General features: G+C 39.5%; 19 protein-coding genes. 8 read left to right on the top strand and 11 right to left on the bottom strand.

Annotation, left to right across the window (positions count from 1 at the left end; all coding sequences use genetic code 11):
- Positions 1–108: 108 nt before the first annotated feature.
- The 3 genes from AC1M83_RS07255 to trxA all read right to left on the bottom strand — a co-directional run bounded on the left by AC1M83_RS07255 (position 109) and on the right by trxA (position 2,709).
- Positions 109–393 carry a hypothetical protein gene (locus AC1M83_RS07255; RefSeq protein ID WP_035268570.1) on the bottom strand — a complete coding sequence of 95 codons (285 nt, stop codon included), beginning with the start codon at positions 391–393 and terminating at the stop codon, positions 109–111.
- Between the two features lie 401 nt (positions 394–794).
- Positions 795–2,063, bottom strand: a complete 1,269-nt coding sequence (rho, locus tag AC1M83_RS07250) for a transcription termination factor Rho (protein ID WP_035268567.1) — start codon at positions 2,061–2,063, stop codon at positions 795–797.
- A 319-nt stretch (positions 2,064–2,382) separates the two neighbouring features.
- Complete coding sequence (gene trxA / locus AC1M83_RS07245; RefSeq protein ID WP_035268564.1) at positions 2,383–2,709, bottom strand: thioredoxin; 327 nt, start codon at positions 2,707–2,709, stop codon at positions 2,383–2,385.
- 269 nt (positions 2,710–2,978) lie between these two features.
- Between trxA and ppx the strand changes: the two genes are divergently transcribed.
- From ppx to AC1M83_RS07220, 5 genes are all read left to right on the top strand, one after another.
- Complete coding sequence (gene ppx / locus AC1M83_RS07240) at positions 2,979–4,499, top strand: exopolyphosphatase (protein ID WP_481590343.1); 1,521 nt, start codon at positions 2,979–2,981, stop codon at positions 4,497–4,499.
- A gap of 67 nt (positions 4,500–4,566) precedes the next feature.
- Positions 4,567–5,391 (top strand): acetyl-CoA carboxylase carboxyltransferase subunit alpha, encoded by an 825-nt coding sequence (locus AC1M83_RS07235; RefSeq protein ID WP_035268558.1) that lies wholly within the window; start codon positions 4,567–4,569, stop codon positions 5,389–5,391.
- Positions 5,328–6,680 (top strand): tRNA lysidine(34) synthetase TilS, encoded by a 1,353-nt coding sequence (gene tilS, locus AC1M83_RS07230; protein WP_481590342.1) that lies wholly within the window; start codon positions 5,328–5,330, stop codon positions 6,678–6,680. Before AC1M83_RS07235 ends, tilS begins: the two co-directional genes overlap by 64 nt.
- Positions 6,681–6,701: 21 nt before the next feature.
- On the top strand, positions 6,702–7,532 hold the full coding sequence (gene proC, locus AC1M83_RS07225) for a pyrroline-5-carboxylate reductase (protein ID WP_035268555.1): 831 nt from the start codon (positions 6,702–6,704) through the stop codon (positions 7,530–7,532).
- A gap of 23 nt (positions 7,533–7,555) precedes the next feature.
- A complete protein-coding gene (locus AC1M83_RS07220; protein WP_092768361.1) occupies positions 7,556–8,104 on the top strand; it encodes a YggT family protein in 549 nt (182 codons plus the stop codon).
- Positions 8,105–8,182: 78 nt separating this feature from the next.
- Here AC1M83_RS07220 and polA read toward each other — a convergent pair whose 3' ends face one another.
- Positions 8,183–10,942 carry a DNA polymerase I gene (polA, locus tag AC1M83_RS07215; RefSeq protein ID WP_481590341.1) on the bottom strand — a complete coding sequence of 920 codons (2,760 nt, stop codon included), beginning with the start codon at positions 10,940–10,942 and terminating at the stop codon, positions 8,183–8,185.
- 160 nt (positions 10,943–11,102) lie between these two features.
- Between polA and AC1M83_RS07210 the strand changes: the two genes are divergently transcribed.
- Positions 11,103–13,814 (top strand): DUF2339 domain-containing protein, encoded by a 2,712-nt coding sequence (locus AC1M83_RS07210; protein WP_481590340.1) that lies wholly within the window; start codon positions 11,103–11,105, stop codon positions 13,812–13,814.
- A 29-nt stretch (positions 13,815–13,843) separates the two neighbouring features.
- Here AC1M83_RS07210 and AC1M83_RS07205 read toward each other — a convergent pair whose 3' ends face one another.
- Positions 13,844–14,761 (bottom strand): mechanosensitive ion channel family protein, encoded by a 918-nt coding sequence (locus AC1M83_RS07205; RefSeq protein ID WP_035268545.1) that lies wholly within the window; start codon positions 14,759–14,761, stop codon positions 13,844–13,846.
- A 9-nt stretch (positions 14,762–14,770) separates the two neighbouring features.
- Complete coding sequence (locus AC1M83_RS07200; RefSeq protein ID WP_481590339.1) at positions 14,771–15,589, bottom strand: hypothetical protein; 819 nt, start codon at positions 15,587–15,589, stop codon at positions 14,771–14,773.
- A 99-nt stretch (positions 15,590–15,688) separates the two neighbouring features.
- Between AC1M83_RS07200 and gspE the strand changes: the two genes are divergently transcribed.
- Both gspE and AC1M83_RS07190 read left to right on the top strand, forming a co-directional pair.
- Entirely contained in the window at positions 15,689–17,176 is a 1,488-nt protein-coding gene (gspE, locus tag AC1M83_RS07195; protein ID WP_035268540.1) for a type II secretion system ATPase GspE, read from the top strand.
- A 616-nt stretch (positions 17,177–17,792) separates the two neighbouring features.
- Positions 17,793–19,490, top strand: coding sequence for a DUF4394 domain-containing protein (locus AC1M83_RS07190; protein ID WP_481590338.1), 1,698 nt, complete (start codon positions 17,793–17,795; stop codon positions 19,488–19,490).
- A 317-nt stretch (positions 19,491–19,807) separates the two neighbouring features.
- Here the strand turns inward: AC1M83_RS07190 and AC1M83_RS07185 are convergent, their stop codons facing one another.
- The 5 genes from AC1M83_RS07185 to AC1M83_RS07165 form a co-directional block, all read right to left on the bottom strand.
- Entirely contained in the window at positions 19,808–20,233 is a 426-nt protein-coding gene (locus AC1M83_RS07185) for an organic hydroperoxide resistance protein (protein WP_035268535.1), read from the bottom strand.
- 108 nt (positions 20,234–20,341) lie between these two features.
- Positions 20,342–21,169, bottom strand: a complete 828-nt coding sequence (locus AC1M83_RS07180) for a carbon-nitrogen hydrolase family protein (protein WP_481590337.1) — start codon at positions 21,167–21,169, stop codon at positions 20,342–20,344.
- 38 nt (positions 21,170–21,207) lie between these two features.
- Positions 21,208–21,714 (bottom strand): anti-anti-sigma factor GigB, encoded by a 507-nt coding sequence (gigB, locus tag AC1M83_RS07175; RefSeq protein ID WP_035268529.1) that lies wholly within the window; start codon positions 21,712–21,714, stop codon positions 21,208–21,210.
- Positions 21,715–21,826: 112 nt separating this feature from the next.
- Positions 21,827–22,795 carry an RsbU family protein phosphatase GigA gene (gene gigA, locus AC1M83_RS07170; protein WP_035268527.1) on the bottom strand — a complete coding sequence of 323 codons (969 nt, stop codon included), beginning with the start codon at positions 22,793–22,795 and terminating at the stop codon, positions 21,827–21,829.
- A gap of 117 nt (positions 22,796–22,912) precedes the next feature.
- Positions 22,913–23,887, bottom strand: a complete 975-nt coding sequence (locus tag AC1M83_RS07165; RefSeq protein WP_481590336.1) for an MlaA family lipoprotein — start codon at positions 23,885–23,887, stop codon at positions 22,913–22,915.
- Positions 23,888–24,385 lie beyond the last annotated feature (498 nt).

The raw sequence follows: 24,385 nt of genomic DNA, 5'->3' as shown, positions 1-24,385 counted from the left end.
CAGCTCAGGTTTTTTTTATGCTCTTAACTTTATGCGTATTCATAAAATTCAGCGCATAAAAAAAGAGAACCAAAGGTTCTCTTTTTTTCGAATAATCTAAACTTTAGATTATTGAGCAGCAGAAGCAGCAGCAGTAGCGTCAGCAGCAGCGTCAGTAGCTTCAGCAGCAGCATCAGTAGCTTCAGCAGCAGCAGCGTCAGCTTGAGCAGCAACTTCAGAAGAAGCTTCAACAGCAGCAGCGTCAGCAGCTACAACAGCTTCAGAAGCAGCTTCTACAGCTTCAGATGCAGCAGCGTTTGCATCAGCAGCAGCTTCTTCAGTTTTTTTAGCACAACCAACGAAAGCTAAAGTAGTAGCAACGGCAGCAGCAATAGCAATTTTTTTGAATAACATGGCATCACTCTCATTAAAATAAATTGAGACAAAAAACCCGGTTAGTCTGTTGTGTGCTTTTATTATTCCTAACGTTAGTAAGGTTAATAACGCATGGAGCAGCCTAACTGGTATGCCGACATGCTATCACTGAGTATTTTGAATTACTACTAGGCGAAATGAAAAAATGCTTAAAAAATGAGAAATTTGACCCTATTTTTAACAGAAAATTACAATCATTTTTGCATTTTGAATTGGAGAAATACTAAGTAAATACTTAAAAAATAAAGGGAATTAAAATACAAGATGATAAAAATCACATACTTGCAAGAAAAGTTACATTCAAAAGTTAGTATTGTGTATTTATGTAAATGGTGTCAACCCAAATAAAAGGCCATCAATAAATGATGGCCTTTTGCGTATTAGTTGGCAGCTTTGCGTTTCATTTGATCGAAGAAATCATCATTGGTCTTGGTTTCCTTCATGCGATCAAGTAAGAATTCCATCGCAGCAAGTTCGTCCATAGGATGGAGAAGCTTACGTAAAATCCAAACCTTACGTAGTTTATCTTCATCCATGAGACGTTCTTCACGACGTGTACCAGATTTCTTGATATTCATCGCAGGGAATACACGTTTCTCAGCAATACGGCGATCAAGCGTAATTTCTTGGTTACCTGTACCTTTGAATTCTTCGTAGATGACTTCATCCATTTTACTGCCAGTTTCAATCAAAGCAGTAGAAATGATCGTAAGTGAACCACCTTCTTCGATATTACGTGCAGCACCGAAGAAACGTTTTGGACGTTCTAAAGCGTGGGCATCAACACCACCAGTTAAAACTTTACCTGATGATGGAATAACCGTGTTATATGCACGTGCTAAACGTGTAATTGAGTCAAGCAAAATAACAACGTCTTTTTTGTGTTCTACTAAACGTTTCGCTTTTTCAATCACCATTTCAGCGACTTGAACGTGACGTGCAGGTGATTCGTCAAATGTTGAAGCAACAACTTCACCACGAACGGTACGTTCCATTTCTGTTACTTCTTCTGGGCGCTCATCAATGAGAAGAACGATTAGGAAGCATTCAGGATTATTACGAACAATAGATTGAGCAATGTTTTGGATCAACATTGTCTTACCAGCTTTAGGTGGTGCAACAATAATTGAACGTTGACCTTTACCAATTGGAGCAACTAAATCGACAACACGCGCAGTTAAATCTTCAGTCGAACCATTTCCTAACTCCATCACTAATTGTTCAGTTGGGAATAAAGGCGTTAAGTTTTCGAAAAGAATCTTATTGCGAGAGTTTTCTGGCGTGTCGTAGTTAATTTGATTCACTTTTAAAAGTGCAAAATAACGTTCGCCTTCTTTTGGTGGACGAATCGTACCTGTAATCGTATCCCCAGTGCGCAAATTGAAGCGGCGAATTTGAGAAGGGCTGACATAAATGTCATCTGGACCCGCAAGGTAAGACCCTGCTGCAGAACGTAAAAAACCGAAACCATCAGAGAGAATTTCAAGAACACCATCGCCGAAAATTTCTTCACCATTCATAGCATGGCGTTTCAAAATGGCAAAAATAATGTCTTGCTTACGGTTACGTGCCATTCCTTCAAGGCCCATGAACTCAGCAATTTTGATGAGTTCGCCTATCGGTTTTTTCTTGAGTTCAGTTAAGTTCATAAATGGTCGATTGAATTAAAAGGAAGTGTGGAACACAGATAGAATAGAAGCAAAAGACATCCGCAGTGCAAGAAAAGAGCAGCAATTGATTTGCACAATAACAAACTCAGAATCTAGTAAGTTCTTTCGAGGAGAAATGTGTAAACAATTTCTTTAGCCGAGCGGCGATCTTATGTTTTGTGTATTGTAAGAAACGAGGAGAAATTGTCCAAGTGTTTCTTGATCATGCAATATAAGTGAGATATGGCTCTTTGTCAATTTTACCGTCAAAAAAAGCGCCAAAAATTTGACGCTTTCAAAGCAATTAAAATTGAAAGAATTAGATATTTTCTTCAATAAAAGCTGCAAGTTTAGATTTAGGAGCTGCACCAACTTGTTGAGCAACAACTTCACCATTTTTAAACATCAATAAAGCTGGGATATTACGAATATTGTAATTTACAGCAGTTTGTTCGCATGAAGTTACGTCAACTTTTACGATTTTAACTTTACCTTCGTATTCAGTTGCTAAAACTTCAAGTACAGGAGCAATAGCTTTACATGGCGCACACCAGCCTGCCCAAAAATCAACAAGAACTGGCGTGTCAGAATTTAAAACGTCAGCTTCAAAATTAGCATCAGTTGTATTAACGATATTAGCAGACATGGAATTTGCTCCGAATAATTTTTTGAAAACGGTCTATCTATGTATATAAGTATTACATAGACCACTTTAACAAAGTAGGGGATAGGGTTTATTTTCGGACTAAATTCTGTAAATGTCTAATTGATGCTCACGATTTCCATGATCGGTGTAACACAATTGTCATATATGATGATTTTTTAAATAGTCGATAAATTGACTAAATAAATGGCTTTTAAATTACAGTTATGTGAATTAATCTAGGCACAATTCTGGTTGAACTTAGCGCAACAATGTCTGATTTTTTGATTGATGAAGAACTCCTTGCAGCCATTGATATGGGCTCAAACAGCTTCCACTTGGCGATTGCTCGAGTTGATCATGGTGAGGTAAAAAAAGTCGCATCTATGTCTGAAAAGGTCCAATTGGCCGCAGGTTTAGATGAAAATAAAAATTTGACAGAAGCTGCTCAACAACGTGGTTTAGCATGCTTAGCTCGATTTGTAGGGCGCCTAAGTTCAGTCCAATCCAATCGCTTAAGAATTGTGGCCACCAATGCGTTGCGCCAAGCTAAAAATGGGCATGAATTCATTCAAAAAGCAGCTGAAATTCTGCCTAAACCTATTGAAATTATTGCTGGTCGTGAAGAAGCACGTTTAATTTATTTAGGTGTATCACATACTATGGCGAACAGCGGTCGCCGTTTGGTGATTGATATTGGTGGTGGCTCGACTGAGTTAATCATTGGTGAAGAGTTTGAGCCGATTCATACTGAATCCGTGCAAATGGGATGCGTTGCATTTACAAAGGCCTATTTTGCAGAGGGCGATATTAATCCAAAAGCTTTCGATCGTGCGGTGACTGCTGCACGCAAAGAAATCTCGGGTATCGCGACAACTTATCGTGCGGCAGGATGGGATACTGTTGTCGGTTCAAGTGGAACCATTAAAGCCTGTCGTCAAATTGCGGTAAATATGGGCTGGAGCGATGATCAGGAAAACTTGACTCGTGAAGGCTTGGAAAAACTTAAAGATAAATTACTCAAATATAAACATATTTCAGACATGGAATTTGAGGGGCTTAAGGAAGATCGTCGTGCAGTCCTACCTGCGGGTATTGCGATTTTATACGCTGTATTTGAAGTTCTTCAAGTTGATAAGCTGGTCTATTCAGATGGCGCCTTACGAGAAGGTGTAATGTATGATTTACTCGGGCGTTTCCAGCATGAAGATATTCGAGATCGTAGCGTACAAGCCTTGATGGGGCGTTATGGTGCTGATCAAAAACAAGCAGAACGTGTTGTTGAAACGGCTCAACATTTATTTGATAGCGTGGCAGGAACGCTTGGTCTAAATAATGACGATAGTGATTTGCTACGTCGAGCAGCTTATCTTCATGAAATAGGTTTAGCCATTAGTCATAGTGGTTATCACCGTCATGGCGCATATTTGCTTCAGCATTCTGACATTGCTGGTTTTTCACAAATTGATCAAAATCATTTGTCACATTTGGTCGCTCATCATCGCCGTAAATTGCGTGCTGAAGCAAAAAATGATGTGACGAAAGTCGGTGGAATTAAACTTGTCTATCTATGTTTGCTCCTTCGTCTCGCAATTTTGCTGAATCACAGCCGAAGCGATGAGATGCTTCCTGCCATTGAATTAAAGATATTAGATGAGCAACAATGGCAACTGAAAGTTTCTGGTGATGCAAAACAATGGCCTTTGTTGGTTGCAGAGCTGCATGATGAGCAGGTGCAATTTAAACATTGGGATATCGTTTTGAATATTCAGTCGGAACAATTTATTGGCTAACAGAAGCTGATAAGCGAATTTTATTAGTTAACTACGTCATAGTTAATTTAGGGATATTCATCGACTTATGAAAAATAAAGCTGCTCAATCTAAAGCATGGAAAACGGTTCAAATTGCGCGTCATCCAGATCGCCCACAATTTTTAGATTATGTGAGCGAAATTTTTACAGAATTTGATGCACTTCATGGTGACCGTTTATATGGTGATGATGGTGCAATGGTTGGCGGTTTAGCACGTTTTAATGGTCAGGCTGTGATGGTGGTTGGTCAACATCGTGGTCGTAGTACACGTGAAAAGTTACAGCATAATTTTGGGATGAGTAATCCAGAAGGCTATCGCAAGTCTCAGCGTTTACTTGATATGGCTGAACGCTTTAATCTTCCAGTTTTCACATTTATTGACACCATGGGTGCATACCCTGGTGTAGGTGCTGAAGAGCGTGGACAAGCAGAAGCAATTGCTACGAGTCTAGCTCAACTCTCAAGTTTAAAAGTACCTGTCATCGCGACTGTTCTAGGCGAGGGTGGTTCTGGCGGCGCATTAGGCATTGGCGTTGCAGATCGTGTGATTATGCTCTCTCACAGTATTTACTCTGTGATTTCACCTGAAGGTTGTGCCTCAATTCTTTGGAAAACTGCTGAAAAAGCTGAGCAAGCGAGTGAAGCACTTGCACTCACTGCGGATAAACTGAAAGAACTTGGTATTGTTGAGTATGTTGTAGATGAAGGTGAGGGTGCTCATCTTCAGCCAGACGTAGTCATGGATAAATTAAAACATGTGTTACAAGCTGCACTTGATGAGCTTGTTCCAATGGATGCAAATGCAAGATGCGAAGCACGTTACCAACGTTTAATGAAGTTTGGCAGCGACAATTCAGGTCTAGCTTCTTAAAACAAATTGCCAAATTTGGTGATGAACACACGTTCTTAGTGGGATGCAGTGGCGGCATGGATTCCATGCTGTTGCTGTATGTCATGTCTCAATTAATTCCCCAAAAAATCCGTGCGATTAATATTAACCACCAGTTGCAATCTGCAAATCAGGAATGGGCTGAATTCGTCCATCAATTTTGTATAGCAGCGCACATCCCTGTGGTTCTCGAGACAGTTCAAGTTGCTGAGGGGAATTTGGAACAGCAAGCTCGAGCAGCACGTTATCAAGCTTTTAAACATCATTTATCCGACACAGATATTTTAGTACTGGCACATCATCAGCAGGATCAAGCTGAGACCGTATTATTACGTTTGTTCTATGGTGCTGGAATACAGGGGTTGTCCGCGATGAAATTATTAGATTCACGTGAAAACATCATTATTTGGCGACCATTATTGAATCTCAGTCGTGAGCAGATTTGCCAATGGGTAGAGCAACTCAAATTGCCTTACGTGGATGACCCAACCAATTTTGATACGCACTATGATCGAGCTTGGTGTCGTCATGAGCTTTGGAATATTTTGCAAAGCCGATTCCCTAAAATGCAACAGGCGATTGTGAGAACCAGTGTGCTGATGCAAGATGCGGATGAAATTTTGCAAGAGGTTTTACAGCAAGATTTGGCGTTCTGTGGCGATGATGATCATCTAGATTTACGACAACTCAATCAATTAAGTTTAGCAAGAAGAAGACAACTTTTATCCAATTGGATGAAAGGTAAGGATCAATACCGTCCTGCATTTGAGATGGTAGAGCGGTTGACTGAAGAAGTTATTTTGGCGAAACCTGATGCACAAGCAGCATTGCATTGGAATGGACAATATTATGTTCGTTTCCAAAACATCTTATATCGAGTTGCTAAGGATGAATACTTAGCAGAATCGAATACAACTGATTCAGAAATAAAATTTGAAATCCAGCAAGTTGTAAATTTAGCTTCGGGTCAATTTAAGATCTGCCACCATCAGGAAGAGTATGGTCTGCGTATAGAACTTTTAAATCAGCCTTTGACATTGCATTATCGTCAAGGTGGGGAAAAAGTCCATTTGCATGGACGTGTGGGGAAATGGCCATTAAAAAAAGCAATTCAAGAGGCACAAATTTTTCCATGGAAGCGTCATACTATTCAAATTTTAAGCTTAGATAATGTTATGCTTGGTGTTTTCACGCCAAAAGGGTTTTGGCTGGCTGAATCAGAGTATTGTGAAGTCGGTGGTTGGCAGCCAAAGTTAGTTTCATCGCTATAAAATCAAGGTTGAGAGTCGTTCATGAGTGTTGCGTTAAACTGTAATATTTGTTTCATTGGTGGTGGTAATATGGCTCAAGCCCTAATTGGAGGGTTGATTAGTCGTGGTTTACCAACAACGCGTATTACAGTTTCCGATCCTGTAGAACGTGTGAGAGAGTTATTAAAAGAAAAAGAAATTCAAGTTACAGACAATAATGAAGACGCGATCCAAAATGCTGATGTTGTTGTTCTGGCGGTGAAACCACAAGTACTGGCACAAGTTCTTAAACCGTTAAAAGATAAATTTGAGAATAAGTTAATTGTTTCGATTGTAGCAGGAGCTGAAATTGCAACGATTGCTGCATTAACGGGGACGGAGTTTATCGTTCGTGTCATGCCTAATACACCTGCATTGGTTCAAACAGGTGCCCATGGTTTATATGCTCATGACGTTGTTGACCAAGCAAAGCGTGAATTGGCAAGTCAGATTTTAGCTGCAACAGGCTTAACACTTTGGGTAAACTCAGAAGAGCAAATTGATGCAGTAACTGCGGTATCGGGGTCAGGGCCAGCGTACTTTTTCTATATGATGGAAAGTATGATTCGTGCTGGGAAAAATTTAGGCTTGGATGAGAAAACTGCAACAGCATTAACGCTACAAACAGCTCTCGGTGCTGCACAAATGGCGATCACCAGTTCTAATACGCCATCTGAACTGCGTAGAAATGTGACATCACCAAATGGTACAACTCAAGCGGCCTTGGAAGTTTTTGATCGAGCGCAAATTTCACAGAATATTCAAGCTGCTCTTGCGGCTGCAAAAAAACGCAGTCAGGAGCTCGCTCAGGAATTAAGTGATAGTTCTAAATAACTAAATTTTAGGAAAATTGAAGTATGGGTGCGAACTCTGCGCTATTTTTTGACATTATCATTAATGTTGCGATTTTATTGGTGTTTTTCCGTTTTTTAATGCAATTAGCGGCAGTCAGTCCATATAACCCTGTTGTGCTATCGACAGTGAAAGCAACTAAAATTGTAGATGTGTTTGGACGAATCTTGCCAACTGTGGCACAGGGGCGTGTAAATCTAGCAGCTTTAGTGCTGATCGTGTTGTTGTATTTTCTTAAGGTATTTGGCTATAAATATTTAAATGCCTTACCAACAGGCGATGCATTGTACTTTATTGGTTCAACAGTACTTTCAATGTTGCAGGCATTAATTTCAATTCTTAAATATTTGCTGTTTGCTTACATTATATGTAGTTGGATTTTGATGTTTTCACAAACACGTTCACCATATATTGAAGTGATTCAAGAATTAGCTGAACCGATGTTGGCACCATTCCGTAAAGTAATGCCAAATTTAGGAATGATTGATCTATCTCCAATTCTTGCATTCTTTACACTTTATATTGCTGAAATCATGTTGAAATCAATTGGTTAAATCTAGATTACGGATTTTAACAATTTTATAAAAAAGGACTCATTTGAGTCCTTTTTTACAATTTAAGAATCTTAGAAATTAGTGCGCTTCGCCCCAGTTTTTCCCTTTGCCGACTTCAACAACAAGTGGCACAGAGAGTTGAACAACACCTTGCATTGCATCTGCGATTTTAATAGAGATCTCGTCAGCAATCGCTTCATCTACCTCAAACACTAATTCATCGTGAACTTGCAATAATAATTTGGCCTGAGCTTTAGGGAGAATTTTATCTACTTCGATCATTGCCATTTTGATAATCTCCGCAGCAGAACCTTGAAGAGGCGCATTAATTGCAGCGCGTTCAGCTGCCTTTCGAATCATCATATTGCGCGCATCGATATCTGGGGTGTATAAGCGTCGCCCTGTAATGGTTTCAACAAAGCCTTGTTCTAAGGCGACTTGTCGTGTGCGTTGCATATATTCATATATGCCAGGATAGCGATGGAAATATTGTTTAATGTAATTTTGAGATTCTTCGCGTGTGAATCCCAACTGACGTGTTAAACCAAACTCAGACATGCCATAAAGTAATCCAAAGTTGACAGCCTTTGCTTGGCGACGTTGATCATTGGTTACATCATCCAAAGCAATATTTAATACTTCTGCTGCAGTACGGCGATGAACATCTTGGCCGTGATTAAACGCGTCAACTAAAGCCTCATCTTGTGAAAAATGTGCCATAAGACGTAGTTCAATTTGTGAGTAATCGGCAGCAAGTAAAACCCGACCTTCAGGTGCAACAAAAGCTTTTCGGATTTGACGACCGATCTCTTCACGAATTGGAATATTCTGAAGATTAGGATCAGTAGAAGATAATCGTCCAGTTGCGGTTAAAGCTTGATGGTAGCTGGTATGAACACGATGACTTTCATTATTGGCTTGTTTAATTAAACCATCAGTATAGGTACTTTTTAATTTAGACAAGCCACGATATTCTAAAATAAGTGCAGCGATAGGGTGATCAATTTTCTCAAGAATGCTTTCGCTGGTACTGTATTGACCTGTTGAAGTTTTCTTACCACCTTTTAAACCTAACTTATCAAAAAGAATATCACCCACCTGCTTAGGTGAGCTGACATTGAAGGGTTGACCCGCGATTTCGATAATCTGATTTTCTAACTCTAGAATTGTATTAGAAAATTCTTGACCCAATTGATCGAGGAAACTCAAATCGAGCTGAATTCCATTTTCTTCCATCGTCGTCAGAACTGCAGCTGTCGGCATTTCGATTTGATGAAGAATATTGAGAAGCTCTGGGATTTCTTTAAGCTTACGCTCCAATACCTCATACAAACGATAGGTTACATGGGCATCTTCAGCGGCATAATGCGCTGCTGTTTCGATTTCAATTTGATTAAAGGTTTTTTGTTTAGCACCTTTGCCAGCCACTTGTTCGTAAGTGGTGGTTAAGTGGCTAAGATAAACGCGCGCAACGTCATCCATACCATGGCGCGTCGCCACAGCATTGAGCACGTACGAGGCAAGCATGGTGTCAAAGTACCAGCCTTGTAAATGAATTCCATGATTTTCGAGAATATGAGCATCATATTTTAAATGATGACCAATCTTCTCAATCTCAGCGTTTTCTAAAATTGGTTTGATTTGCGCAAGAATAGCGTCGCGATCCAATTGCTCTGGAGCACCTTCATAGTCGTGAGCAAGCGGAACGTAATATGCATCTTGGGCATCAAATGCCACAGAAAAGCCTACCATCTCTGCAACACGATAATCTAAACTTGTGGTTTCAGTATCGAAAGCAAAGCGTTTCTCAGTAGTCAATCTTTGAAAGAGTTTTTCCCAATCCGCTGGTGTTAAAACGGTATGGTAAGTTGCCTCGCCAAGCTGATCATCTACACTAGTTTGAACCGCTTGGTCTTCGATTTTCGATGTTGCAGTACTCGGTTTTGCGATAACTTGACTTGATTGTTTATACGCAGCACTATTTGGATTGTTGGGATGATCTAGAGACTGAAGTTGATTTCTAAACTCAAGTTCGGTGTAAAGCTGACGTAACTCTGCAACATTTGGATCTCGGAGTTTAAGATCATCGTAGGTCAGATTCATGTCTAAGTCACAAACAATACTTGCTAGCTGATGATCTAGCGCAATACCATCTGCATTGTCTTTAATATTTTGGCCTACTTTGCCTTTAATTTTATCGACATTTTCAAGAATTCCGCCTATTGAACCATATTCATTCAGCAGTTTAGCCGCAGTCTTTGCCCCGATACCAGGAACGCCCATGATGCCGTCAGAGGCATCTCCCATGAGGGTTAAATAATCAATAATTTGGTTCGGCCAAACACCAAACTTTTCAAAAACGCCATTCACATCCATGGGCTTGTCTTTAAAACTGTCTTCAAGTGTCACTTTGTCCGTGACCAATTGAGCCATGTCTTTATCGCCTGTGGAAATCAAGACTTGATAGCCTTCTTTTTCTGCACGTTTTGCCAGCGTACCGATGATATCATCGGCTTCCGCGCCTGGAATGGCATGGAGTGGGATACCTAAAGCGCGTATTAAATTATGTAAATACGGAATTTGTTGAGCGAGTTCGTCAGGCATGCTCGGTCGATCCCCTTTATATATTGGGGAAAGTTGATGACGGAAAGTTGGTTCAGGTGTGTCAAAAATGACAGCCATGTGTGTAGGTTGAACACGACGCATTAACTTTTGGATAGCAGAAATAGCTCCGCGAATTGCGTTGGTTTGTAAACCTGTTGACGTCGTTAGCGGTGGTAGTGCGTGATAAGCACGAAATAAAAAATATGACCCATCGACCAAGACAAATGGTGGCATTGAAACGTTCCTAATCCAATTAACTTTTTCATTGTACGTGATTTTCAGCAGTTGCGCTGATACAAGATTTGCAATCAAGTGTACAGAATATGCGATGAAAAACGCAAAATGCTAATTCTTGCTGAGGTATCATCAATCTAGCTAAAAAGGAATGATGTGTATGCTGAAGCAATATAGTGAAATAAAAATGATTTGGTTGATGCTACTCATCATAGTAGCGATCAGTACTTGGGTTCTAGCGTTGCCGATCATTACGTTTTTATGTGTTGCTGCATTCCTCATAAGTGTTATGCAATATGCCCATCATATTGAAAAACCGCTTACCAACATTGAGCAACAGACTCATTATTCGAAACAGAATACATCACGATTGCCCTTATATATTTCGTCATTTCTTGCACTAATTGGCAGCTTGTTCGATTGGACATGGTTGGTTGGATTAGGTTTAACACTCTGGATTTATTTTTTTCTAAACTGGTTGCGACAACTTGAGGGTCGATTAATTCAAATCGGTGCTTTGCAGGAAAAGCTAATAAAACTAGATCGAGACGATCAGACCAGCACCACAAGTATTTTACAAGATTCAGAGGGAATCCAGACAAATCAGCAGCATGATTTGGGTTTTGGGATGCAAATCAGACGATGGATCTTTCATGGTAATCCTGTTCTCAAAGTTGCGATTACCGTCCTAGTGATTGGGGTCGTCTTATTATTGAGATATATGGTTGAACATTGGACCTTAAGTCTTTCAATCAAACTTTTGGCTGTTGCTGTCATCGCCGTCATATGTGTTGCCTTTGGTTATCATATACAGAAAAAAAACCGCGGCTTTGGTCTTGCTTTACAAGGACTGGGTTTTGCGGGATTGTTATTAAGTATTCTATTTGCTTATCACTATGATCTGTTAAATCTCATTAATACGATTACGCTTTACAGCTTGAGCATGCTGTCGTTGGTCATACTGATTTTAAAACAGCGGTCAGTGGAGCTTTCCCAGATGGGAGTTTTGGTTGCTTATATTGCACCGTTCACATTACCTCATGCAGATTTTTCCTCAGCTCAATTACTGTCTTATTATCTAGCGGTCAATAGTGTTGTAGGTGTAATTTGTACATTACATCCATGGAAAATACTCACTCAAATAGCGTTGCTGCTCATTGTTGTTATCGGTGGTGGTTATGCCTTTTTGAATGGCGGTGTTGCAGAGAGATTCGTTTTATCCTGTCTAGTTATTGCACATGCGAGTGTATTTATTTGGTTGGGTTTCAGATTTAACCAGCTCGCTATACATCAAAATCAGGCTCATTTAGGTCAGCGTATTATTGACTCCGCATTGATTTATGTCAGTCCCTTGGTCGCATATGCATTTTTACATCTCATGTATTTAGATCAAACATCAGTTCAAATTGCCTTGTGTTTAGGTTTTGCATTGACTCACTTTGCGATTTTTAAAGTTGTGCAGCACGCAAAATTTGATACGGCGATTAAACAAAATTATTTAATGTTAGGTTTTATTTTTCTAAGTTTTATCCCGCCGATCTTGATTCCACAAGCATGGAGTGTGATCGGGTGGATCATTGAAGGACTGCTTATTTTAATGTGGGGCTTGCATCGTGAGTTTAGGGTAGGGCGAACATTAGGTTATGCGTTGTTAGCAGTTGGATTATTTTCGTATTTATACTATTTGATCGAGTTAGCATCAATTCCAAATATCATCCCATGGTTACTAGGTCTAAGTTATATCCTTGCGATTGCGGTCTCCAATGTTGTTATGCGTTATCAAAAACAGCTGACACTGTCAGATAAAATTTTCCTGTCTATTTTTTCTTTTTTTGCGAGTCTTTTACTGCTTTATCAAGGTGTGGAAACTTTTAGTGAACCGATGAGATTAATCTACACACTTGCATTCACAACTGCGATTTATTTTGCTGCTAATTTAGTCTTACAACCGCGCCAAGTAGTCTCATGGTCATGGTTATTACCAAAATGGTTGGGGCTGATTCCTATTGTAGTGTTCGCAGCTATTATGCTGATCGATCAATACACTCAAGGTATCATCGTCTGGCTATCATTTGGTGAGCAAGGCTTGTTTATCTTGGCTTGTTTGGCTCTCAGCTATCTGTGGTTAAAACCAATTTCAAATGCTCAGTATGAAAATGAATGGATCGCCTTTGGTGGACTCGCTTCTTTAGCTTGTGCCAGCGTAGGTGTAGTTTCAATGTCACCTATGATGGGAGTTGTCCTTCTACCGTTGATACTTTATGGCTATAGTTTTTTTAAAACAACAGACTTGAATAAGCTTTGGTTAACAAAGACCAGCCTCATTTTATTGTTGTGCTGGATTGTCAGCTCACAAATTTGGGTGGTAGAAATCTTTTGGAAATATTTTATCCCAATCTTAAACCCTATTGATGTAGTCAGTCTGACTGGTTTGTGGGTGCTTATTCAGGTGCTTCGCAGTCAAATCAGAATGGGGCTAGAGCGAACACTTGGCGCATTCTTGATCTTACTCGCTGTGCTATGGGTAAGTAGTTATGTACTTCTTAGAGCCTTACATTTTTATTTTGCTACACCTTATAACCAGTGGATCATTTGGCAAGATTCTGCAGTGCAATTGGCGTTGACATTATTGTGGGTGGTCATGGCATTCATTGTGATGAAATATGCCGCTGTCATCCATAATCGAGTGGTATGGATGTTTGGTGCAAGTATTTTGGCGATCGTGACTTTTAAATTGGTATTGTTAGATTTATCCCATATCGGCACTCTAAGTCGAGTTTTATCATTTTTAGGCGCGGGAGGATTGATGCTGATTATTGCGTACATCGCCCCAGCGCCAGAGCAAAATCGAGTAGAAGAGACTAATGCTTGATCCTGAGATCAAGCATTAACCTTAATTCATTATAATTTAGGCTCTCTTTTGATTTCCTTAGCATTGGCGTATTGGTCTATTTCCTCATCTGTTAACGAGGGTTGTGGAGGGCGATCAACAAAACCCATTTTAGGTACAGGAATTTCAATATGGTGATCAACAAAACCGTTTCGAATCCGCTCTTGCATTTCATCACGCACTTTTAAAAAGTTTTCCTGTTGGCACCAAATGGCGAATAACAATTCGATTGAAGATTCACGGAATGCGGTTACCGTTACAGCAGGTTTGGGATCTGCTAACACTAAAGGATAGCTGTTTGCCACTTTTAATAAAACTTCTCGTACTTTAATGATGTCTTCATGAAAGTTGATTGCAAGTGTAATGGGGATGCGCCGTATCGGGAATTTAGAAAGGTTGTGTACGGGAGCACGAATTAATTGCTCATTAGGTAAACGGACATAGACATTATCTTGAGTCAGTAATTTGACAGACAGTAAATCAATGGAGATCACTTCACCTTCGATGGTATGTCCACGAATTAACGTAATTTGAATGGTGTCACCAATTTCAAAAGAACCTTCACCAATCAAGAATAAACCGCTGATCAAGTTCGTCGCAGAGGTTTGAGATGCAAAACCCAGCGCTACGGTCAAAATACCAGCGGCACCTAGAAATACACTTAATTTAAAACCTGCTTCTTTTAAACTCGCCATCACAAAGATGAGGAAAATAAAATAAAAAATACCGCGCCGCCATACCAAACGCTGATGAGCATTAAATTTGGCGCCGATCGTTCTCACAAAAGTATTGGAAACGACTCGAGCAAAAAGGAATCCAATAAAGCAAAGCACAATCGCAATAATAATTTCAGTTAGGCGATCCGTATTGATATTGGTAAATATACTTTTGAGGCTATCAGCAATGGTGCCGGTAAGACTATCTGCCATATGCCCCCCTTAGAAGAATGAATCAAACATGTTAAATAAAGTACTACCTGGGGCACGTGCTGGATTGACATAAATTACATCACCAGCCAATGGTGGGGTGCGATTTTCAATACGAATACGTGCTGGTCGATCCATCCCTTCGTGAATGACTTTAATTTGTGACGTCCATAATCGCTCTGTACTTTCACTATAAAACAAAGGCAGGGCAGGAACAGGTACATTCATTCGATCGAAACGGAGTTGATGTCCACTGACATTGTGAAAGTCAATTGGAGTGACTGCACGAAATGCACGTGGACGAAGTTGTTTGAGTTCTGTTCGACCATCAACTGAAGTGGCGTAACACATTTCACCACTGCGTTGATCAGGTCCGAACCATGTATCTTTAGGCATAATGACCGGTATATCGAATAATGGGGTCTTTTGACTTTCGACATAACCTGAAAGCCACAGAGGGGTACTAATATAAAGCGTGCCACGTTGACCAGCTGGAATGTAAATTGGGTCTACAGGACGGATCACCACAGATCGATCTGCAAGACGTGGTATCAATTGAATTTTAGGGTGAGTTTCCCTGAACATGTAACGTTCTACATGCACTGGACGAGGAAATGAAAAATGGGGGTCATCCATTTCCTGCCACTTTTGTTCGTAGTCGTATTGAATTTGAGGACGGTAGTACTCCATGCGCCATTCTTGTAAGCCACGAGTGAGTCGAAAGAGCAATGAACCAAATTGCCAAGCACGCACTTGATTGAGTTCAAAATGCTGCTCACCCCACCATCTTAAAGTCGAAGGGTTTTGCTCAAGTTGCTGATCTAGTGACAATAGGGAATATCCTTAAATAAATTCATTAAAAAACTGTCTTCACGCTGTCAAATGCTTAGAGTACACTCGAGGTAATTTTAATCATGATTATCATCCCTTATGCAAGTACTTAAACAAATACAAATACCGTATAGTTTTGCAAAAAAGCATGGCGTTTTGTTGCGTTATGAAGGGGATCAAGTTTTTATTGTCCGTCGTCAAGATACTGCTTTGGTTGCTTTGCAAGAAGCACGCCGTTACGTGGGGCGTACAGCCCAATATCAATTGGCGACTGAACAAGATTTTAGTCAGTTACTCAGTTCAAGTTATGCTGGCGAGACAGGCGAGTCTCAGCAAGTGGCTGCTGGTTTAGAAGATCATCCTGACTTGTTAAGTTTAGCCGATCAAGTACCTGAAGCAGAAGATCTGATGGATCAGGAAGACGATGCTCCGATTGTTAGATTGATTAACGCATTATTGTCCGAAGCCATTCGAGTGAGTGCATCAGATATACATATTGAAGCTTTTGAAAAAAAGTTATCGGTTCGTTTACGTGTTGATGGGCAACTTCGAGAAATCGTGCAACCACGTCGTGAACTTGCCCCATTGTTAGTTTCACGTATTAAAGTAATGGCAAAACTTGATATTGCTGAAAAGCGAATTCCTCAGGATGGTCGTATCTCTTTACGACTGGCAGGTCGTGAGGTGGATGTCCGTGTTTCGACTTTACCCTCTTCACATGGTGAGCGCGTAGTAATGCGTCTTTTAGACAAGCAAGCAGGTCGTTTAAATATGACCCATTTGGGTCTGATGAAAGATGATTACGAGCGATTAACCCAATTAGTGCATCGTCCTCACGGTATCATTCTCGTGACCGGACCGACAGGTTCTGGTAAAACGACGACACTTTATGCTGCACTCTCGGATTTAAATGACGGATCTAAGAATATTTTGACCGCGGAAGATCCAATTGAATATCAACTTGAAGGTATTGGACAAACTCAGGTTAACACTAAAGTGGATATGACATTTGCGCGTGCATTGAAAGCGATGCTTCGTCAAGATCCAGATGTGGTAATGGTGGGGGAGATCCGAGATTTAGAAACCGCAGAAATTGCTGTGCAAGCATCCTTGACGGGTCACTTGGTATTGTCGACGTTGCATACCAATACTGCGATTGGTGCAGTGACGCGTTTAAAAGACATGGGAATTGAGCCATTCCTTCTATCGAGTTCTTTAATTGGTGTGATTGCGCAACGATTGGTTCGTACTTTGTGTTCGCATTGTCATAGTTGGCGTGCCGCGGATGATTTTGAAAAAGAAATTTTTAAGAATGTCCATGATGGTACTGCACTCAATCTGCCTCAACCAGAGGGATGTGAACATTGTGCGCATACAGGTTTTAGTGGTCGTACCGCCATTTATGAAATCGTCCCTGTTGATGATGGAATGCGCCGTCTGATTCATGGGAATGCTGCAGAGTTTGAAGTTGAAAACTATGCTCGTCAGCAGTCAGGTTCGATACGTGATGATGGGTTACGAAAGGTGCTTGAAGGTAAGAGTACATTAGAGGAAGTACTTCGAGTAACAAATGAAGCGGCGGAGTGATTCAGAGATTATTTAATAATTCTCGATAAAACGAAGAAGCGCTGATTTGAAATTAAGCTCGAAAGCTGAGGATTCAACAAAAGAGCCCAATTATAATAGTTGGGCATTTCGTATTCGCATAAGGTAATGAATTACATTAATAAATAAAAATAATTTTGAATAAGGTTTATAAGGTCAATTATAGGAATATTTATGAATTATCTTATGTCAAAACGCCATTACTGTAAGACATCTCACTAAAATTATTTTACAAAATTAAAGATTATGTAATATTTAGATTTTGCAATGTGATAATTTAATTTTGCATTTGGTTTCATACATAATGTGAAAAATCTGTGAAGTATTACCAAATAGATCTAACAATACAAAACAATAGCTATAAAACATATATTTACTAAAAAATAATAAAAACATATGGTTAATTAACATGCGACAGACATTGAACTTGAAGATCTACATTTCTATGTATTCTACATGCTTAACTATAGAGAATGATCCTTTCCAAGTCTAAAGATACCTCGACGTGTTTCTCAGCAAAGCTGAGTTGTTTTACATATTGAACCGTGTAATCAGAAGTTCTTCAAAATCAAATATCAGTAATTAAGGAAAATTATACATGGAACTCAAAACACTCATCTGCACCCTCACCGTACTCGGTGGTATCGGATTAGTTGGATGTAATGATTCAAATTCATCTGAGCCTATTCCTCCAACAAATGCTACTGGTAATCTCTTGGTACTGACCAGTGACGGTATGATTAGCTCACTCAATCATGACCAACCTAGTTCGCTGATTTCAAATATTAAAATTTCAGGTTTAGTTTCTGGGGATCAACTGGTTGGAATGGACCATCGTCCAAGTGATGGAAAGTTATATGCAGTAGGTTTGTTGGGTAATATTTACACGTTAAATCCAAGTTCTGGAGTAGCAAAATTCGTTATTAAAATGACAGCTGATCCAGCAGATACGACAGATGGTAATGCAGCTTTTAGTAAAATTACTTCCAATCCTGATGCGCTTAGCGTGAATTTCAACCCTGCTGCGGATCGTCTAAGAATTATTGGTCAAGATGGTCAAAACCTAAGAGTTAATGTTGATACAGGTCTCACCATCACCGATGGAGAAATTAGTCGGGTTGGTGATGCTACAACCGAAGTAAGTGCCGCAGCTTATACCAATGCTTTTGCTGGAACGGCAAGTACAAAATTATACAGTATCGAATCTTCGACAGATCGCATTTATCTGCAAAATGCAAATGCCGGAACATTAGGTATCTCTGCACCCTTAGGTCAGGATGTATCGAATAACGGTGGTTTTGATATAGACCCAATAAATAATATTGGTTTTGCTGCATTAAAAGTCTCGGGTGCATATAAACTATTTCAAGTTAATCTTGCTCAAGTCGGAACGACCAATAACGCTATTTTTGAGACAAGCGACTTGCCTAACGAATATCGTCAAACCTCCATTCGTGGGATTGCGCTTAATCGAGCAGAAGAAACCACTTCAAAAGGAATTGGGTTGACCAATAATAATTCTTTAATTAGATTTGAAATCAATAGTCCAAATGATACGACCGAACAAAAAATTACAGGCGTATTGGTCAATGAAAAATTCGTAGGTATTGATTTTAGATTACGTACTGCTACTGATAAAACCGGTACACTATATGGTTTAACTAATCAAGCAAACCTGTATACCATTAACCCAAATTCTGGTGCTGCAACACTTGTGACTGCACTTAAAGCAGGCACGGGTAGTAACTTTAGTACTCTAGACGGCACACAGTTTGCTGTTGACTTCAATCCAACGGCTGACCGTTTAAGAGTCATCAGTAATTCAGGGCAAAATCTGCGAATCAATGTCGATACGGGTGAAACCATTCAAGATGGCAAAATTAATGGGATCACAAATGCAGTGATTAGCGCTGCGGCATATACCAACAGTTTTAAAACACCTATTTCAGCTCTTAGCACCGAATTATTTAATCTAGATCAGGCCAATCAGTTACTGACGAAGCAAGTTCCACCCAATGATGGAACATTGGTGAGATTAGGTAGTCTTGGCGTGAACTTAAGCTTGAATGATGGTTTCGATATTGCTGGTGGTGATAATGGATTAGCTCTAGCGGCAATAAGCAACAATAATGGTGCTTCTATCCTATACCGTATAGATCTAAATAGCGATACAGCACTTACAACTCCTCGTGCACGTCCAGCTATTTCCGTTAATGGGACGCCTAGTGTTATGAAGTCAATGATCGGCTCAATTACAACGCCCGCCTTAATTGACTTAGCAATACTTTTTAAATAGTTTACTTGCTAGATTAAAAGAGTAATAGTCAAAAAGACATATGTACTTTTGAATTGATATAGTTGAAGACGGAAATTTTGGAGATACTGAACTAGTTACTGGAGGTATCTCCAAATCACTATTTTTCTTTAAATTAAGCTGCAGAACTGATTACTGCAAGCTGAGGCAAAGAGTCATTATTCCTTTAGATACACATAAATCTACTTGATCCCACCTAATATAAAATTTCTTTTTCTAAGTTGAAATTAACTTATAACCACAAAAAAGCTGAGATGCATATGCATATCAGCGTGATTTTTAGGATTGAAACAACTGGATCAAACAATCACATTCAAGGTCACATCAATATTGCCACGTGTTGCATTTGAATATGGGCAAACGATATGAGCAGCATCTACCAGCTTTTGAGCTTCCTCTTTATCCAAGCCTTCCAGATGAATATTTAAAGTGGCTGCTATTCCAAAACCAGTTGGAATAGGACCAATACTCACTTCGCCTTCAATATAAGCTTCTGGTGTGATTTTCAATTTATCGCGGTTGGCAACAAATTTCATCGCACCTAAGAAACATGCAGAATAACCAGCAGCAAATAATTGCTCTGGATTTGTTCCACCACCGGGACCACCCATTTCTTTTGGTACAGCGAGCTGAACATCTAAAATTTGATCTGATGATGTAGCACGACCATCACGCCCACCAGTAGCTTTTGCATGTGCGGTATAAACAACTTTTTCTAATGACATAATTCCTTCCAGATAGAGTATAGGTGAATATCTATACTCTCTGATTTAAAAGGAATGATAATCGGTAATTTTGTAAAGCTTGGTATTCAATTTTTATGTGTGAGCAGGTCAAAGCTGAATAAGTTTACGATGCTGAATTAATGGCATCGATTCTCTAATTTTTTTCTGTTCATCGATGTCAAAAGGAACTGTAATCATTTGAGCACCTTCTTCAGAGGTGATATCTAACAATTGACCACGAGAATTCGCAGCACCAGAGTGACCCCAGGTTTGTCTTTTTTCACCGTGCCACCCTTGTTGAGCTGAGCCTAAAACTTGGCATTGACTGTCCATGGCACGAGCTTGTAAAAGTAATTGCCAGTGCATTTGACCTGTCGTGTAAGTAAAAGCAGAAGGTGCTGTTAAAATATTTGCGCCTTGTACGCGCAGCTTTAAAGCAAGTTCAGGAAAACGAAGGTCATAGCAGACCATTAAACCAATATTGCCAAATGGAGTTTTAGCAATGACGGGTTGATCACCTGGTTCAAAAAACTTAGATTCTTGATATCCACCTACCGCATCACCGACTTGAACATCGAATAAATGAATCTTGTCATAACGTGCTTCTGTCTTTTCAGGGCTAATACAAAGACTAGTTGTTCTGACACGACCATCTGGCACAATGGTGCCGTCTGGGCGAAAAGGACAGGGGAGTGTCCCAGCAACAATCCACATTTGATATTGATGAGCAAGTTGTTCTAAACGAGATTGTATTTCTTCAAATCGTTCAGCAGTCTCACGCTGTTTGCCTGCCGCAAAACAAACGAAATTCTCCGGGAAAACGATCAAGGAGGCCCCTTGATTCTTACTTTTTGCTAACAATGATTCAATGACTTGAAAGTTATTTTCAATATCATTTTGGGAGTTCATTTGGGTGACAGAAAGTAAGGTTGTCATGAGGTTCTCCTTAAGCGCTCAGTATGCTTAAGAGAATATCAGATGCTGTGATCGATGGTATCTTGTTGTTGTTCTAATTGTTTAACCAAAGGCTCGAACATATTTTGGTTATCAGCATTTAATTTCATTAATGTACGATGAGCATCTAATACAGTTGAAAGCATTGCATTATGTGTGATGTGTTCGTCCAATAAAGCGCGCGTGCACACATTCGGATCTCCGCAATAGTTTAAAATTACGAAAACCTGACCAAGACCCATACTGTTCGCAAGTGTAGTGATATCTGGGTTAGTAGATAACATAACAGCTTGAACTTGATGCACTTGTTTGAGCTTTAATCCTAGTTTTGCGAGGATTCCAAGCACAGTACTGTCTATGAATGTAGTTTGGGTTAAATCAACAATTGCGCCTACGACGTTTTGTTGTTGTTCAATCCGAGATAATAATTTATCAAGGCTTATACAAGATTGAGCGCGCACTTCTCCAATGAGTTTGAAAATGTGCGTACCATCCAAGCTTGCATATTCAACATGACCTGTTGACATATAAATGCCATTTGCAGAAAGGATGCTAAAATTATCACATAGCGCAAGTCGATACTCAAGTAGTCTTCAGTCGTAGATCGATTTATAAACAGCTACACTATTGATTATTAACTTAATTTAGACGTTGGAAGCTGAGTATTGCAATATCATCTGCAACATGTTCAGGAACTTCGAATGATTGATTTTGCAAGTGATAGACCAATTGTGTAAATTGTTCATTCAATCCACCATCAAAAGGTTCAAGTGCACCATCTGAGCAAATAATAAAACGAGCTCCACGATTCAACGTACATTCAAACTCTTCAATTTCGAGATCTTCAGTAAGACCTAAGGGAAAGCTGCTGGTGTTGAGGATGCGAGCATCCTGATTAGGTTCAAAGATAATTGCTGGAGGGTAATGCCCTGCGCTTGACCACTTAAGCTGGTGGGTCTCTAGATTCAATGTGCCTGCAATCATTGTAATATGCTTTTCGATGTTCTCTTGTAAAAGCATGCCATTAAGTTTTTTGAGGAGTTCTCGTGGGGTTTTCGATCTACCGTGAAATGCAGCCATCCAAGAGGTAAGAAGTGAGCTTGTTACACCATGTCCAGAAACATCCGCGAGATAAAATAAGATTTCACGATCACTGAGTTTCCAATAATCATACCAATCACCAGATAAGTAAGCTGACGGTTGAAATAAAGTCTCGACTTTATAATTAAGTAGGTCGATTGGGTTGGGTAATAGTTTTTTTTGTAATTCAGCTGCAGAGGGCAGGTCGCGGCTGTCCTGATTGCGTTTGTATTTTGCTTCAATTTTAGCAATCGATTTTGCGAGATCTTTTGGAAGACGGTCCCAAATCCAGCCAGCGAGTGCGCCAAGTTCCCATGCTTGCGAGAGTTGAAGTCCCTCATCTGCATGACCTATCACGATCGTAGGGAGAGTCCATTTATATTGCAGAAAATCATTAACATCACTAATGGCAATGATGGTTGAATCGTAAAGATGAAGATCATCTATATGAATCATTTGTAAACTCGGCAGAGCCTCTAGAACGCTATCTAGAAGATGGATGTCACGAGTGGGTTGAATGAAATACATAGATGAAAGAATCAATCCTAAATGCTTTATTTATAAAACTATCTTAGACGAACTTATATCGAACGCCAAGTTAAAGTCTAAAAACAAAAGATTTAGACTTTAACTTACATATGGCTTTTATTCAGATTCGATAGATTCATCCATGAAGGATTCATCATCTGAAAAATCATCTTCAATAAATAGTCCAGAACCCGTTTCTAAACCGCGTTTTTCAGCAATAACATAGTTTTTTCGTTGTAAGTAGGCATCACGCATTGCTGCATACTTGTCACCTTGCAAGACTTGTTCAATCTCTAAAAGTTGAGCACGTGTATCTAATGCGCTAAGTGCCCAGTCACTATAATAGATGCGATCATGACCATCGAGTAAATATTTTTGAGGGCGTGCCTGACTATCTACTACGCGACCAACAGTATCACGGAAGGTGCTTGGTCCCATAAAAGGAAGAACGAGGTAAGGACCAGAAGGGACACCGTAATAGCCTAGAGTAGTTCCAAAATCCTCATCTTCCATTGGCAGATATAAGCGACGTGCAGGATCAGCGAAACCAAGCGTTGTAATTGTATTTAATGTAAAACGACCAAACGTTTGTGCGGCACGTTTAAAGCGACCTTGAGCAACCTGATTTACAGCATTCCATGGCTCACCCAAATTGTCTCGGAAGCCACGTAATGAATCTCTAACTTGTTCTGGAACTTTATCAGCGTACTGCACGGCTATAGGGCGCAAGACATTTTGATCGACAACATCATTAAATGCGTAGATTTGTCTGTTTAAAGGTTGAAGTGGATCTTTTTCATTTTCAGGTAATGCTGCTGTTGCATTGACTTTGAAATTATCAATTTTTAAATTTTTTAAATCTTTGATAGATCCATTGGTGTTAACTGAATTTTCTAAAGCTGGTTGTGAAGCCTTAGCAATATCGTTGTTTAAAGGCTGGTTATTATCATTTGAGGTAGACAACTTATCAGATGTTGATAATGCAGTATCGTCAGCAATTTTATTGCCTGCAATCTCAGGTTGTTTGGCGTAAGCGGGTGCTGCTAAACCAATACTTAACATACTGACCCAAATAAGTTGAGAGTACTGCATAAAAACATCCTAGAATAAAAGCTGAATATTAGTCTTATTAAATAAATAGTAAGTACGAACAGAATAACGCCATTATAGCGAGAGTTGAAAGCAGTTTACTAAAGTATATTTGCACAAAAAATGTGAATTAACCGTGAAAAAAGAGTGATTTTGTAGAAAATATAATCACTTGTTAAGAAAATATAATTAAATTTTAAAAAAGAGGTTGCATTGGGGGAGGAATGCTGTAGAATGCACATCCATCGGCGGTGATGTTGATTAAAACTTGTTGAAAAACAAGGATTTAGCTGAATAGGTTGGATCTAAGTTTTGAGAATGAGTTAGAAAATAAATTAACATTGCTAGTTGACTTTCTGAAAAGAAAGGGTAATATAGCCGACCTAGCTTGATGCTGACGAAGCATTAAGAAGATCATTAAGAGATTATGAAGAACAACTTGTGTGGATTTTTACTGGTTGATTGATCGATATATATTATCATTAATAATTGGTAGAAATT

The organism is Acinetobacter sp. 25-47-130, assembly GCF_056779705.1.
This window is presented reverse-complemented; position numbering and strand designations above follow the sequence as displayed.